The organism is Pseudomonas deceptionensis, assembly GCF_900106095.1.
Lineage (GTDB): Bacteria > Pseudomonadota > Gammaproteobacteria > Pseudomonadales > Pseudomonadaceae > Aquipseudomonas > Aquipseudomonas deceptionensis.
The window spans coordinates 1,575,636-1,589,151 of the sequence record NZ_FNUD01000002.1; the positions used below are offsets into that span (position 1 = coordinate 1,575,636).

The following is a 13,516-nucleotide window of genomic DNA, read 5'->3' on the forward strand; positions in this document are numbered from 1 at the left end:
ACTCGCCGCGTGGCCAAAGCGCCGCCTGCTGATCCCAAGCTGTTTTTGTTCAATAAACCGTTCGATGTGCTGACCCAGTTCAGCGACGAAGGCGGGCGGGCGACGCTCAAGGACTTTATCCCCATCCCCGGGATTTATCCGGCCGGGCGACTGGATCGGGACAGTGAAGGTTTGCTGCTGCTGACCAATGATGGCCAGCTACAGGCACGCATTGCCGATCCCAAGCACAAGTTGCCCAAGACGTATTGGGTGCAAGTGGAAGGCGAGCCCACCCCGGAGCAATTGCAGCAGTTGCGGGACGGCGTAGAGCTCAATGACGGCAAGACCCTGCCCGCCGAAGCCCGTGCCCTCGAAGAACCGCAGCTATGGCCGCGCAACCCCCCGGTGCGCTTTCGTAAAAGCGTGCCGACGGCGTGGCTCGAACTGGTGATTCGCGAAGGGCGCAATCGTCAGGTGCGGCGCATGACCGCTGCGGTGGGGTTGCCGACCTTGCGTCTGGTGCGCGTACGGATTGGCGACTGGACGATTGAAGGGCTGGAGCAGGGGCAATACAAGGAAGTCCCAGCGCGCCTATAGCGAGCCGGATTCGATCAGTGCGATGACCACGCTTTTGATGATGAATGCGGCCACGCCCAGGCCCAGTACGAAAAACAGGATGAACGAGCCAAAGCGCCCGGCCTTGGACTTCTTGGCCAGATCCCAGACGATAAAGGCCATGAAAATGATCAGCACGCTGACCAAAATCGTCATCATCCATTCTTCTAGTACGGCAGGATCCATCAGTGTTCTCCGGCATCATCGTGGGAAAAAGCCGTAGGAGTATACGTCATGGTGCCGAAGCGGATATTGATCTGGAGGGTGTACGCGAACTTCTGTAGCCGCTGCCGCAGGCTGCGATGGGTTGCGTAGCAACCTCCGGTTCTGGATCAGGAGCGAAGGTCCTTCGGCCCTTGTCGCAGCCTGCGGCAGCGGCTACAGGTGCTCGGATCAAGTGCGCAAATGAGTCAGCGGCAACTCGGTGCTGTTGAGTACCTGGTTGAGCACAAAACTGGAGCGCACGCTGGTGACACCTTCGATGCGGGTCAGCTCGCCCAGCAGCAGTTTTTGATAGTGATCCATGTCGGCGACCACTACTTTCAACTGATAGTCCGCGTCCATGCCCGTGACCAGGCTGCACTCCAGCACTTGCGGCAGGTTGCGGATACAGGCTTCGAAATTCTCGAAACGCTCAGGCGTGTGTCGGTCCATGCCGATCAGCACGTAGGCCGTCAGGCTTAAACCCAGCAGCTTGCGGTCGAGGAGGGCCACCTGCCGGCTGATGTAGCCGTCATCCTCAAGCTGTTTAACACGCCGTGAGCAAGGTGACGGCGACAGGCCTATGCGCTCGGCCAGTTCCTGGTTCGAGATGCGTGCGTCACGCTGCAATTCCGCCAAAATGCTTAGGTCATACCGATCGAGTTTGCTCACGAAGTTACCCTTTGTCATAACTATTGCGTGAAAGTATCCACCTTAAGGCAAAAATTGCGCAAGTAATGTTTTATTGAGCAATCTTCGCAATCGGCTGCCGCGGCCACAGGCCTATTCTTAATACCAGAATCACTGCCCGGACATAGAGTCCACTGCGGCCCGCCGAATCAGGCCAGCCGCGGCCGCCAACCCCACAGGGTTGCCCCGGCCCCCGGGCTACGCACTGTCCAGAAGACGGAGCGAGGTGAGCCAACATCACAAGTGTTGAGCCAGGACGAAAAAATTCAAAGGGCGACCGACGGGTCGCCCTTTTTTATTGCCCGAAATAAAACTGCGCAACTGTTAGCCTTTCGCAGAACCGGCCTCCAAATTTCCAGTCTTACAAGTAAGACCTATCCCTCAGTGAGAAACAGCATGAAATTGCGCATCTGGCGTTTGGCTACAGTTGGCGTGCTCTGTGTGAGTGTCAGCGGCCAGGTGCTGGCCGATGACTCGCGAGGTAACGACAATAATCAGCCACCCCACGGCAATAACGGCCAGCAACGGGGCCATCAGGAGCAAGGCGCCAACAACCAGGCGCGCCCCGAGCATGAGCAGGGCCGGGGGCAAGGTAATCAGGGCAATCAGCCCCGTGAACAGCACAACTCGCCCAATCAGGGGCGTGGCGAGCAGCAAGCCGGGCAGTGGCAGGCCCGTCCACAGCAGGAGACCCACGGCCAGGGCCAAGGCCACTCTGCCCCGCCTGCCAATAACCTGCCGATCCAGCCTCGTCCCAATGCCGTGCAGCAGACCCATAGCCCGAATCCTGGCGGGAATCAGAGTTGGCATACCGGAGGGTCAAACCAGGGTGGCAATCAAAATTGGCATACCGGTGATTCAAACCCGAGGCCCGGCTACTACCCTGGTGCCTCAAACAACAGCAGTCATCCCCGCGACCAGAACTGGGCCGGTCGTCCGTCCGGGCACGGCAATGGCTGGGGCTCGGGGCCGCAATACCGCCCCGGGTATATGGTCGACCGGTTCCCCGACAAGCACTGGCAAGTGCCTTATCGCGGCCAGAACTACTTCTTTTCAGGCGGCTATTGGTATCGCCCGCAAGGCCCGCCTTACGTCGTGGTTCGGCCACCGTATGGGATTCGCGTAGGGTACTTGCCAGATTATGCGCAGGAATTGTGGATCGGCAGCACGCTGCTGTTCCTGGCAGCGGGTGCGTATTACCAGTACCAGCCCGCGACTCAGGACTACATCGTGGTTCAACCCCCACCAGCCGCTCCGCAGCCCGTGAGCAACGGCTATGACGTTGTGGCTTACCCGGTGAATGGCCAGAGCCCTGAGCAAGTCAATCAGGATGGCTACGAGTGCTACCGCTGGGCTGTCAGTCAAAGCGGCTTTGACCCGGCCAAAGCGACCTATGCGCCGTCGCCGGCTGTGGTGCAAGCCTACCGGCAGGCCCAGGGCAGTTGCCTGAGCAGTCGCGGGTATCAGGTCACCTATTGAGGGATTTGACCACCTCCGTCGGGTCGGCATGCACCAGCACTTCGGCCCGGGGGTAGACCTTTTCAATCGCATCGGCGGCCTGGTCACAGAGGGCATGGGCAGCGGACAGGGTCAGCTCGCCCGGCAGCTCAAGGTGGAACTGCACAAACCAGATATTGCCCGAGATGCGTGTGCGAAAGTCGTGAGCACCCAGAACGCCGGGTACGCTACAGGCCAACTTCAGCATGTTCTCGCTGACGTCGCCCGGTAACTCCTGGTCCATCAACACGGCAAAACTCTCACGGGCGATCTGGATGGCGCTCCAGAGGATATACACCGCAATCCCCAGACCAAACCATGCATCCAGCTGCGGGAAGCCCACGCTGGCCAGCACCAGTGCAACCAGAATGCTGCCATTGAGCATCAAGTCTGAACGGTAATGCAGCGAGTCCGCGCGTACTGCGTTGGAGCCCGTGGCCTTGACCACCCGGTGTTGCAGCACCAGCAACGCGGCGGTCATGATCAGCGAAAACACGATCACGCCAATCCCGATCCACGGTGCGCCCATAGGCTCGGGGTTTTTCAGGCGTTCGAAGGCCTGAAAGGCAATCAACACCGCACTCACACCGATAAACAGCGCTTGCGCCATACCCGCCAGCGATTCGGCCTTGCCGTGGCCATAACGATGATCGTCATCGGCCGGGCGCAGGGCGTAATGCACCGCCAGCAAGTTGAGGAACGAGGTCACGCCATCGAGCAGCGAATCGGTCAGCCCGGCGAGCATGCTGATCGAGCCACTGAGCCACCAGGCGATGGCTTTGGTCACAATCAACAGGCTCGCCACCGCCACCGACGCGCGGGTGGCAAGGCGTAACAGGCGGGCGTGTTCCGGGCTGGAGGTCATAAACGGTCCTTATATCGCGCTATCAAGCGGCTGGCTGCAAACCGTACATGGCCAATTGCTGAGCGCTGCCCTTGTGCTGGATCAGGCGCGGGTCGTTCAGCGGGAAGCTGCGGCCCAACTCGCTTTCGAGAATGGCCTGTAGCTTGGCGTTATCGACCTTGCCATCTGCGCCGATGGCTTCGCGCAGTTTTTCCGGGGCGATTTGTGCCGTTTTGCCTGGCGGGAAGTAAATCGCGCCGGTGGCGAAGTCGACGCCGAATGCGATCAGGCCCGGGATCACATAAAACAGCAGGCCCACGGCATCGAGCACGACAATCATCGGGTCGATCTTGCCGTCGATCTGGCCACGACGGTCGGGGAAGAAAATACTGCCGCAGGCAGTCAATTGGGTGAGCAGGGCCGCAACCACGACTCCACCGATGACACGGGAAGGCATACGCATACAAAAACCTCAAAGACACTTAAAGGACGGGTTCAAACATTAAGACTGCGCTTAATGCCCAACTGTTCGCCGTTATACTCGCCGCTCTGTTCTGGAGCCACCATGATTTCTTTGCCGATTGATGAAGTTTTACCTGCGCTGCGTCTGGCTTTGGCCGAACGCCACGAAGCCGTCCTTGAAGCACCGCCCGGCGCCGGTAAAACCACCCGTGTGCCGCTGGCCCTGCTCAACGAGCCGTGGCTCGCCGGTCAGAAGATCCTTATGCTCGAACCCCGGCGTCTCGCTGCCCGTGCGGCGGCAGAGCGTTTGGCCAGTGAACTGGGTGAAAAAGTCGGCGAAACCGTAGGCTATCGGATTCGGCTGGACAGCAAAGTGGGCCCCAATACCCGCATTGAAGTGGTGACCGAAGGCATCCTTACCCGTCGCTTGCAGCACGACCCGGCGCTGGAAGGCGTGGGCTTGCTGATTTTTGACGAGTTCCATGAGCGTAGTCTGGATGCCGATCTGGCGTTGGCCTTGAGCCTCAATGGCCGAGAGCTGTTTCGTGACGAGCAACCGCTGAAAATCCTGCTGATGTCCGCCACCCTTGAAGGCGAGCGACTGTCCAGCGTGCTCGATGATGCGCCGATCCTGCGCAGCGAAGGGCGCATGTACCCGGTTGCCATGCGTTGGGGGCGGCCATTTGTGCCCGGTGAGTTTATCGAGCCGCGGGTTGTGCAGACTGTCCTCGATGCCATCAGCGATGAAAGCGGTAGCCTGCTGGTGTTCTTGCCCGGGCAGGCGGAGATTCGCCGGGTCAATCAGCAACTGGCTGACGCCCTGGGCTCGCGCAGCGATATTTTGCTGTGCCCGTTGCATGGCGAACTGGACCTGGCGGCCCAGCGTGCGGCTATCGAGCCTGCGCCCGTGGGCCTGCGCAAAGTGGTGCTGGCGACCAACATTGCCGAGACCAGCCTGACCATCGACGGTGTGCGAGTGGTGATTGACGCCGGGCTGGCACGGGTGCCGCGTTTTGACCCGGGTAGCGGCATGACCCGTCTCGACACCCAGCGCATCTCCCGTGCCAGCGCCACCCAGCGCGCCGGTCGGGCCGGGCGGCTGGAGCCCGGTGTGTGTTACCGGTTGTGGTCCGAAGACCAGCACGCGCAGCTGGCGGCTTATGGCAGCGCGGAAATCCTCCAGGCCGATCTGGCCGGTGTGGCGCTGCAACTGGCCCGCTGGGGCGTAACGCCGGAGCAACTGATCTGGCTCGACGCTCCGCCCGGCGCAAGTTATGCACAGGCCCGGCAATTGCTTGAGCGCCTGGGGGCCTTGCACGGGCAAACGCTCACCCCTCACGGCGAAGCCATGGCCGAATTGCCGGCGCATCCGCGTATCGCCCATCTGCTGATCCGCGGGCACGACCTGGGCCTGGCCGACATGGCGTGCGACGTGGCGGCGCTGTTGGGTGAGCGTGACATCCTGCGCGGTGCCGGGGCGGATGTGCACAGCCGTTTGGCCTTGCTTTCGGGCGAAAGTCGCGCAGCCCGGGGCGGGCAGGGTGGTGTGCAGCGCGCCAAACAACTGGCCCGGCAATATCGGGGCTATTTGCGCGGCAAGGCCACGCAACCGGTCACCGACCCCGATCACCCGCGCTGGCTGGGCTGCTTGCTGGCGCTGGCCTACCCCGACCGCATCGCTCAGCAACGCAAGCCCGGCGGTGCGGAGTATCGGCTGGCCAATGGCCGGGCCGCGCTCTTTAGCGAGGTTGATGGCTTGATGAAACAGCCCTGGCTGGTCATTGCTGACCTAGGCAGCCGTCAGGGGCAGCGTGAAGAACGGATCTACCTGGCTGCCGAATTCGATCCCGCGTTGCTGGACGGTGTGTTGAGTGAACAGGTCCGCGTTGTGGATCAACTGGATTGGGATGAACGCGAAGGCGTGTTGCGTGCCGAGCGCCAGCGCAAGGTGGGCGAACTGGTGCTCAGCCGTGAGCCATTGACCGGGCTGGACGAAGCGGCGCGTACGCAAGCGCTGATCAATCTGGTGCGGCGCAAGGGGCTGGAGCTGCTGCCGTGGACACCCGAACTGCGTCAATGGCAGGCGCGGGTGGGATTGTTGCGTCAGCTTGATTTGCAGGCCCAGGGCCAAAGCGAATGGCCGGACGTCAGCGATGCTGCGTTGCTGGCCGGGCTTGAGGAATGGCTGGCGCCATACCTGGGGCGCGTCTCTCGGCTGAGCCATTTTGCCAACCTCGACTTGTCGAGCATTGTGCATAACGTGTTGAAATGGCCGCTGCCCCAGCGTCTCGACGAACTGGCCCCGCATCACATCAAGGTGCCGTCGGGCTCATCGGTACGTCTGGACTACAGCGAGCACCCGCCGATTCTGGCGGTGCGATTGCAAGAACTGTTTGGCCTGGCGGATACCCCGCGCATCGCGGGCGGGCGGCAAGTGGTCAAGCTGCACCTGTTGTCGCCGGCAAGGCGCCCGGTGCAAGTGACACAAGATCTGGCCAACTTCTGGCGCAGCACCTACGCCGAAGTGAAAAAAGACCTCAAGGGGCGCTACCCCAAGCATTACTGGCCCGATGATCCGCTGGTGGCCGAAGCCACGGCCCGGATCAAGCCGCGCAAGGTGTAGGGCAAAAACCCGTAGCCGCTGCCGAAGGAGCGAGGCTGCGTGCGGCGGCGAAGCCGTCGTAAAACCAGGCGGCGCGGTGTTTCAGTGAGATCGCGCATTCAGGTTTTACGATCGCTTCGCAATCGGACGCAGCCTCGCTGCGCTCCTCAGCGGCTACAGTTCCAGGTCCGGGTATCAGCGCTTCAAGACCCGACGTAGCTGGTTTTGACCACGGTGTAGAACTCCTGCGCGTAACGGCCCTGCTCGCGGGAGCCATAGGACGAACCTTTACGCCCGCCGAATGGCACGTGGTAATCGACGCCTGCGGTAGGCAGGTTGACCATCACCATTCCGGCCTGGGAGTGGCGCTTGAAGTGATTGGCGTATTTGAGCGAGGTCGTGGCGATACCCGCCGACAGCCCGAATTCGGTGTCATTGGCCATGGCCAGGGCTGCTTCGTAGTCTGCAACCTTGATGATATTGGCTACCGGGCCGAAGACTTCTTCGCGGCTGATGCGCATGTTGGCGGTGCTGTCGGCAAACAGCGCGGGGGCGAGGAAATAACCCTCGGTGTCGCACGTCACCAGGTTGCCGCCGGTCACCAGTCGAGCGCCTTCGTTCCGGGCAATGTCGATGTAGCCAAGGTCCTGGTCGAGCTGAGCGCGGGACACGACCGGGCCGATATCGATCCCCGCCTGCAAGGCGTGGCCGACCTTGATCGAACGCATGCGCTCGGCCATGGCTTCGACGAACTTGTCGTGAATGCCTGCGGTGACAATCAGGCGACTTGAGGCGGTGCACCGCTGGCCCGTGGAGTAGAACGCGCTCTGTACCGCCAGCTCGACCGCTTGCTTGAGATCGGCATCGTCGAGGATGACCTGCGGGTTCTTGCCGCCCATTTCCAGCTGGACTTTGGCCTGGCGTGACACGCAGTTGATCGCGATCTGGCGTCCGACACCCACCGAGCCGGTAAAGCTGACACCGTCCACTTTCGGGCTATTGACGATGGCTTCACCGACCACGCGGCCACTGCCCATCACCAGGTTGAACACGCCCGCCGGGAAGCCGGCGCGGGAGATGATTTCGGCCAGAGCCCAGGCGCAGCCCGGTACCAGATCGGCAGGCTTGAAGACCACGCAGTTGCCATAGGCCAGGGCCGGGGCAATCTTCCAGGCCGGGATGGCAATGGGGAAGTTCCAGGGGGTGATCAGCCCCACCACACCCAGGGCTTCACGGGTGACTTCTACGTGTACGCCCGGGCGGACCGAGGGCAGGTAATCACCCGACAGGCGCAGGCATTCACCGGCGAAAAACTTGAAGATATTACCGGCACGGCTCACTTCACCGATCGCTTCAGGCAGGGTCTTGCCTTCTTCGCGTGCCAGCAGGGTGCCCAGTTCATCCTTGCGGGCGAGGATTTCGCTGCCGACCTTGTCCAGCGCATCGCAACGGGCCTGAATACCCGAAGTCGACCATGCCGGGAACGCTGCCCGAGCCGCATCAATCGCAGCCTGGACCTGGGCGACATCCGCCTGGGCGTATTCACCGATCACGTCGGACAGGTCCGAGGGGTTGATGTTTGAGCTGTAACCTGTGGCTGCGACCCACTCGCCGCCAATGAAATTGTTGAAACGCTTTGAATCAGTCATGAGATTGCTCCACATACGGGTTCGCCAAGGCTCATGCCGACAATGTCGAGCTCCTTGGTGCGCATGGCAATTGCCATGCTGGGGGAAGAGGAGATCTGTTTAACGCGTTGACTTTCGAAGTCCATGAAAATACCCGTCTTCTGTGGAGGTTCGTAGAGAAGCATTAAGCGTTTTTTGTAGTTGTATGACGTAGTATGACTTAAATAAAAAGCAGGCGCAATTGAGCGGGCAGGCCGAAACGAGGGGGAAAAACAGGCTTCTTCGGGGGGATGGGAGGCGTCAGAATTGAGGTCATTCAGGGGCGTTTTTCGGTGTTGCCCGGGCAAGTGCCTGCACGGTCTGGTTCAGCGACAGCAGCATCGGTTGAACACATGCCAGCAACACCGTGCCGGCTTCAGTGAGCGTCACTTCTGTGCCGCGCCGCTCAAAGAGCTCAAGGCCCAGGCTGTTCTCCAGGTTCCGGACTTGCTTGCTGACGGCACTTTGCGTGACCGCCAGCACGCGGCTCGCCTTGGTAAAGCTTTTTTGGCGAGCCACGGCTTCAAAAAACCAGAGTGCATGCAGTGGCACCAGCGATGGGGTTGGCAATTCAGCGTCCTTGTTCAATCCAGTCATGGTCCATGCCCTCTGCGGGTGTTACTTGTTGACCTTGATCCCTTTGAAACACAGCAGCAGCAACAAGCCTGCGAGCAACTCAAAGGCTGCGACCAGATACAGGCCTGCGGCCAGGCTGCCGGTGAGGGTTTTCAGCCAGCCGATCATGTAAGGCGCAACAAAGCCTGCGAGGTTGCCGATGCAGTTGATCAAGGCGATACCGCCCGCGGCGGCGGTGCCGGCCAGAAATGCGCCGGGGATCGACCAGAACACGGGGAAGGCGGCGAGGATGCCCATGGCCGCAACCGTCAGGGCGATCAGTGCCATCACGGCGTTGCCGATAAACAGGCCGGTGCAGATCAGCCCCAGGCCGGCGATCAGGGCAGCCATCGCGCAGTGAAGTCGGCGCTCGGCCGTTTTGTCAGAGTGAAAGCCGTTCCACAGCATGGCCACAGTGCCCAGTATGAAAGGGATTGAGGCCAGCAGCCCGATGTTCATGGTGTCTGTGACGCCCAGCGACTGAATGACAGACGGGGTCCAGAACGCAATGGTCGCGTTGCCACTGACCAGGCAAAAGTACACCAGCGCGCATAACCATAGCTTGGGGTAACGAATCAGTGAGCGCAGGTCGCTGTGTTTGCCCGGCAACTTGTCTTCGCGTGCAATCGTGTCGCTGACCATCTTGCGCTGTTCGGGGCTCAGCCACTTGGCATTGGCCGGTTTTTCCGGGAGATAGCGCAGCACCAGGAAGCCTGCGATCACCGAGGGGATACCTTCGAGGATGAACAGCCATTGCCAGTTGGCCAGGCTGCCGACCCCGACCATGCGGCTCATGATGAACCCGGCCAGCGGGCCGCCGATCACGCCGGCAATCGCGAAGGAGGTCATGAACATGCCATTGATCTTTGCCCGCTGCGCCGCCGGGAACCAGTAGGTGAGGTACAGCACCACACCCGGGAAGAAGCCTGCTTCAAAGGCCCCCAGCAGAAACCGCAACACGTAGAACGACCAGGCGCTTTCGACGTAAGCCATGGCGATGGACGTCAGGCCCCACATGATGGTGATGCGCGCCAGAGTGCGGCGGGCGCCGATTTTCTCCAGAAGCAGGTTGCTGGGCACTTCAAAGAAGAAGTAACCGATAAAGAATATCCCGGCCCCCAGCCCGTAAACGGCTTCGCTGAAGCCCAGGTCCTGGAGCATGGACAGTTTGGCAAAGCCCACGTTGACCCGGTCGATCCAGGCCAGTACGAAGAGAAACACCAGAAACGGCAACAGGCGCCACGCGATCTTGCGGTAGACCATCGCCACGTCGTCTGCCATCGGCGCGTGGTCCAGCTCCATGGTTGAACTTGGGTTGCTTCGGTTCATAAGTTTTCTCGTCAATTCGTTGCGCAACAGAGCGCGCAAGCCGATTGGCAGGCGAGTGGGGGCGCACGATGGTCCGCCGTGTCATTTTTTGTCGGTTCAGTCAGGTGAAGCAGGGCAGGTCGGGCCTGCCCTCAGGTCAGTGCCAGAGCATCACGTGTGTTCTCGCAACAGGGCCTCGATAGCGCGAGACACTTGCAGCACGCGGGCGTCCTGCCCATGGAGGCCTGCAATCGACAGCCCTACCGGCAACTCGTCGCCGCGCTGGCACGGCAGGCTCAGGGCGCAGCCGTCAAGAAAGTTGATGACGCTGGTATTGCGCAACACCAAGCCATTGGTAGCGAAGAACGCGGCGTCTTGCGCCAGGTCTGCCAGCTTCGGCGCAACCACCGCAACACTGGGCAGCAGCCAGGCATCCGCATCGCCCAGACGCTCACGTGCCACGCTGATCAGGCGTTGGCGTTCGTTTCGCACGTCCAGGTAGTCGGCTGCACTGATGGCCGCGCCGCGACGAATGCGTTGAGCGACGCGCACGTCATAGCGGTGGCTGTCATCACCCTCAAGCCACTGCCGATGGCCCTGCCAGGCTTCGGCAGCGGTCAGGCCGCCCGCCGCATTGATGCGCGACAGCTCGTGCAGTTCCGGAAAATCGAACCAGCGTATGCAGGCACCGGCCTTGGCGAGCAGGTTCAGGGAGCGTTCGAAGGCCGTTGCCACGTCGGCATCGAGCTGTTCGAGGACCAGGTCCCGGGTGACGGCCAGGCGCAGCCCGGCCAGCGGTGCGGCGCGGGTATCCAGCTGCTCGGCGCTGAGGATCTGGTCGAGCAGGATGCAGTCGGCGACGCTGCGTGTCAGTGCGCCTACCGAATCCAGGCTGGCGGCCAGGGGGAAGGAACCGGCCATGGGGACGCGGCTGGCGCTGGGTTTGAAGCCGGTCAGGTTGCAAAACGCTGCCGGGATACGGATCGAGCCGCCGGTGTCGGTGCCGAGCCCGGCGACGGCCATGCCCAGTGCCACACTCACCGCTGCGCCGGAGCTCGAGCCGCCAGCGATACGGTCGGGCGCACAAGGCGTCAGTGGCGTGCCGAAGTGGGGGTTCAGGCCCAGCCCGGAAAAGGCGAACTCGCTCATGTTGGTTCGGCCCAGCAAAATCGCGCCGGCCGCCCTCAGGCGCTCGACCACCAGCGCATCGTGGCGGGCGGGCGGTGCATCGGCCAGTAACCGGGAGCCTGCTGCAGTCACTTGCCCGTTCACGTCGAACAAATCCTTGATGGACACCGGCAACCCGGCCAGCGGCGAGGGTACATAGCCGCTGGCGCGTGCCAGATCGCTGGCCCGTGCCGCCAGCCGGGCGCTGTCGGCGTCAACGCTGATATAGGCAACCCCGCCGGCTGCGCGGTGGGCTTCAATGCGGCTCAGCGCCTGGGTGACCAGCGCTTCACTGGTGGTACGGCCCTCAGCCAGTGCTTGGGCGAACTCGGCAATAGTGTTCATCGTGTGCTTACTCGGCGACAGGCAGTGGTTCGACACCGTACTGGTGACGCAGGCTGCGGTTGAGGACAGGGTCGAACAGTTCCATTTCAAAGGCTTCGCCATAACCCAGCTCGCCGATCACCGATTGCGTGCCGCAGAACATCGCAGTGTCCGCAGGCAGCGAGCCCTTGCTGTTGAGTTTTGCCAGCAGGGTGTCCGGGGCCAGCAGGTTGGTCACAGGGCCCTGTTGGTACAGCGCACGCACGCCGTCACGCACGCGCCAGGTGCGCATCACCAGCTCATCCCAATGTTCCTGAACTTCGGTGTAGCGCCACACCTGCTGTGCAATGGGCTTGTCGCACATCTGCTTGGACACGGTGACGTCATAGCTTTCCACCTTGCGGTCGGTGTGATCCGAGCCCAGACCGATCAGCAACCCTTGCTCGCTGGGGATCAGCACGAACTCGGTCTCGCCGGATGAATCCTTGCCCGGTACCTGAATGCTTTCGGCGTTGTTCAACAGGCTGGCCGAAACCCGGTAGAAGCACGGGATCTGAGTCGGGCGGCGCACGCCCAGCGCTTCGAGTTCAGCAATATGGTGCTCCACTGCTTCGCTGTTGCGCCCCGCCCAGCCCGCGATGATCAGGTGTTTGATGCTGGCGTGGTGGTCGCCTTGGCCGACGACGTGGAAGGTCAATTGAGTCATGGGAAGCTCTCGCGGTGAGTGATTAAAGCGTGCGCATGATGGCGCGGCGGAAATCGTCGATGTGGTGATGGATGGCCGCGATGGCAGCGTTGCCATCCCGTTGTTCCAGCGCCTCAAGGATTTGCAGGTGTTCGTGGTAGATGCGTTCGCTGTGGTGGTTTTCCGACAGGGTCAGGTACCAGAATCGCGCCTGTTTTTCGTGAAGGTTGCGCAGCAACTCGGCCAGCACGCGGTTGTGCGCGGCAGCGGAAATCGACATGTGAAATTGCAGGTCCAGTGACATCAAACCGGTCACATCGCGCTTGGCCAGCAAGGCGGGGGTCTGATCCAGGATGTCGCGCATGGCCTGAATGTCCGCGTCGTGTGCCCGCTCTACGGCAAGCTTTACGCAGAGCTGTTCGTTGCTCACGCGGACTTCGATCATGTCGAGTACATCGTTGAGCGACAGGGCCGTCACCATCACGCCCTTGCGCGGCATGATCGTGACCATGCCTTCTACTTCCAGGCGGTGCAGCGCCTGATGGATCGGCGTTCGGCCAATGCCCAGTGCTGCGGTCAGTTGCGCTTCGTTGATTGCATCGCCGGGGCGGTACTCGCAACTGATGATGCGCTGCTTGATTTGCGCATAGGCCAGCTCGCGCAGCTGGGCTGCGCTTTTAGGAGCAGTCGCGGTCTGGCGGCTGCTGGAGAAATCGATAGGTTCGGACATGCTCACTCCTGAAAAGCGTCTGATATATCAGATGCTTTTCAGACTAAAGCAAAGCCTGTGCCATCGTCTGGCGAACGGGAGCCAAGCCTTGATTGGCAAGGGGTACAGGTAATCGGCGCTGTGCAGGGGA

At 61.5% G+C, this 13,516-nt stretch carries 13 protein-coding genes; 3 read left to right on the plus strand and 10 right to left on the minus strand.

Annotation, left to right across the window (positions count from 1 at the left end):
* The first annotated feature begins 9 nt into the window (after positions 1-9).
* On the plus strand, positions 10-576 hold the full coding sequence (locus BLW11_RS07170) for a pseudouridine synthase (protein ID WP_162200689.1): 567 nt from the start codon (positions 10-12) through the stop codon (positions 574-576).
* Here BLW11_RS07170 and BLW11_RS07175 read toward each other — a convergent pair.
* Both BLW11_RS07175 and BLW11_RS07180 read right to left on the minus strand, forming a co-directional pair.
* Positions 571-780, minus strand: a complete 210-nt coding sequence (locus tag BLW11_RS07175) for a DUF2788 domain-containing protein (protein ID WP_048359347.1) — start codon at positions 778-780, stop codon at positions 571-573. The two genes, BLW11_RS07170 and BLW11_RS07175, sit on opposite strands and share 6 nt — an antisense overlap.
* Before the next feature lie 207 nt (positions 781-987).
* The gene (locus BLW11_RS07180) at positions 988-1,467 is read right to left on the minus strand and encodes an Lrp/AsnC family transcriptional regulator (RefSeq protein WP_019824171.1); all 480 of its coding nucleotides are present in this window, start codon (positions 1,465-1,467) and stop codon (positions 988-990) included.
* A gap of 414 nt (positions 1,468-1,881) precedes the next feature.
* Here BLW11_RS07180 and BLW11_RS07185 point away from each other — a divergent pair, with 414 nt between their 5' ends.
* The gene (locus tag BLW11_RS07185; RefSeq protein WP_048359346.1) at positions 1,882-2,964 is read left to right on the plus strand and encodes a DUF6515 family protein; all 1,083 of its coding nucleotides are present in this window, start codon (positions 1,882-1,884) and stop codon (positions 2,962-2,964) included.
* On the opposite strand, the gene BLW11_RS07190 is transcribed toward BLW11_RS07185, so the two are convergent.
* Together BLW11_RS07190 and BLW11_RS07195 are read right to left on the minus strand one after the other, a co-directional pair.
* On the minus strand, positions 2,954-3,847 hold the full coding sequence (locus BLW11_RS07190; RefSeq protein WP_048359345.1) for a cation diffusion facilitator family transporter: 894 nt from the start codon (positions 3,845-3,847) through the stop codon (positions 2,954-2,956). The two genes, BLW11_RS07185 and BLW11_RS07190, sit on opposite strands and share 11 nt — an antisense overlap.
* Before the next feature lie 22 nt (positions 3,848-3,869).
* Positions 3,870-4,289, minus strand: a complete 420-nt coding sequence (locus BLW11_RS07195) for a hypothetical protein (protein ID WP_048359344.1) — start codon at positions 4,287-4,289, stop codon at positions 3,870-3,872.
* A 102-nt stretch (positions 4,290-4,391) separates the two neighbouring features.
* Here BLW11_RS07195 and hrpB point away from each other — a divergent pair, with 102 nt between their 5' ends.
* A complete protein-coding gene (hrpB, locus tag BLW11_RS07200; RefSeq protein WP_048359343.1) occupies positions 4,392-6,911 on the plus strand; it encodes an ATP-dependent helicase HrpB in 2,520 nt (839 codons plus the stop codon).
* A 182-nt stretch (positions 6,912-7,093) separates the two neighbouring features.
* Here the strand turns inward: hrpB and BLW11_RS07205 are convergent, their stop codons facing one another.
* The 6 genes from BLW11_RS07205 to BLW11_RS07230 form a co-directional block, all read right to left on the minus strand.
* Positions 7,094-8,539: an aldehyde dehydrogenase family protein gene (locus BLW11_RS07205; protein ID WP_048359342.1), complete on the minus strand. Its 1,446-nt coding sequence runs from the start codon at positions 8,537-8,539 to the stop codon at positions 7,094-7,096.
* A gap of 291 nt (positions 8,540-8,830) precedes the next feature.
* Complete coding sequence (locus BLW11_RS07210; protein WP_082136239.1) at positions 8,831-9,154, minus strand: LysR family transcriptional regulator; 324 nt, start codon at positions 9,152-9,154, stop codon at positions 8,831-8,833.
* Positions 9,155-9,175: 21 nt separating this feature from the next.
* Entirely contained in the window at positions 9,176-10,501 is a 1,326-nt protein-coding gene (locus tag BLW11_RS07215) for an MFS transporter (RefSeq protein WP_082136238.1), read from the minus strand.
* Between the two features lie 150 nt (positions 10,502-10,651).
* On the minus strand, positions 10,652-11,992 hold the full coding sequence (locus BLW11_RS07220) for an amidase (protein ID WP_048359340.1): 1,341 nt from the start codon (positions 11,990-11,992) through the stop codon (positions 10,652-10,654).
* 7 nt (positions 11,993-11,999) lie between these two features.
* Positions 12,000-12,677 carry a DUF2848 domain-containing protein gene (locus tag BLW11_RS07225; RefSeq protein ID WP_048359339.1) on the minus strand — a complete coding sequence of 226 codons (678 nt, stop codon included), beginning with the start codon at positions 12,675-12,677 and terminating at the stop codon, positions 12,000-12,002.
* A 22-nt stretch (positions 12,678-12,699) separates the two neighbouring features.
* On the minus strand, positions 12,700-13,386 hold the full coding sequence (locus BLW11_RS07230) for a GntR family transcriptional regulator (protein WP_048359338.1): 687 nt from the start codon (positions 13,384-13,386) through the stop codon (positions 12,700-12,702).
* Between the last annotated feature and the right edge of the window lie 130 nt (positions 13,387-13,516).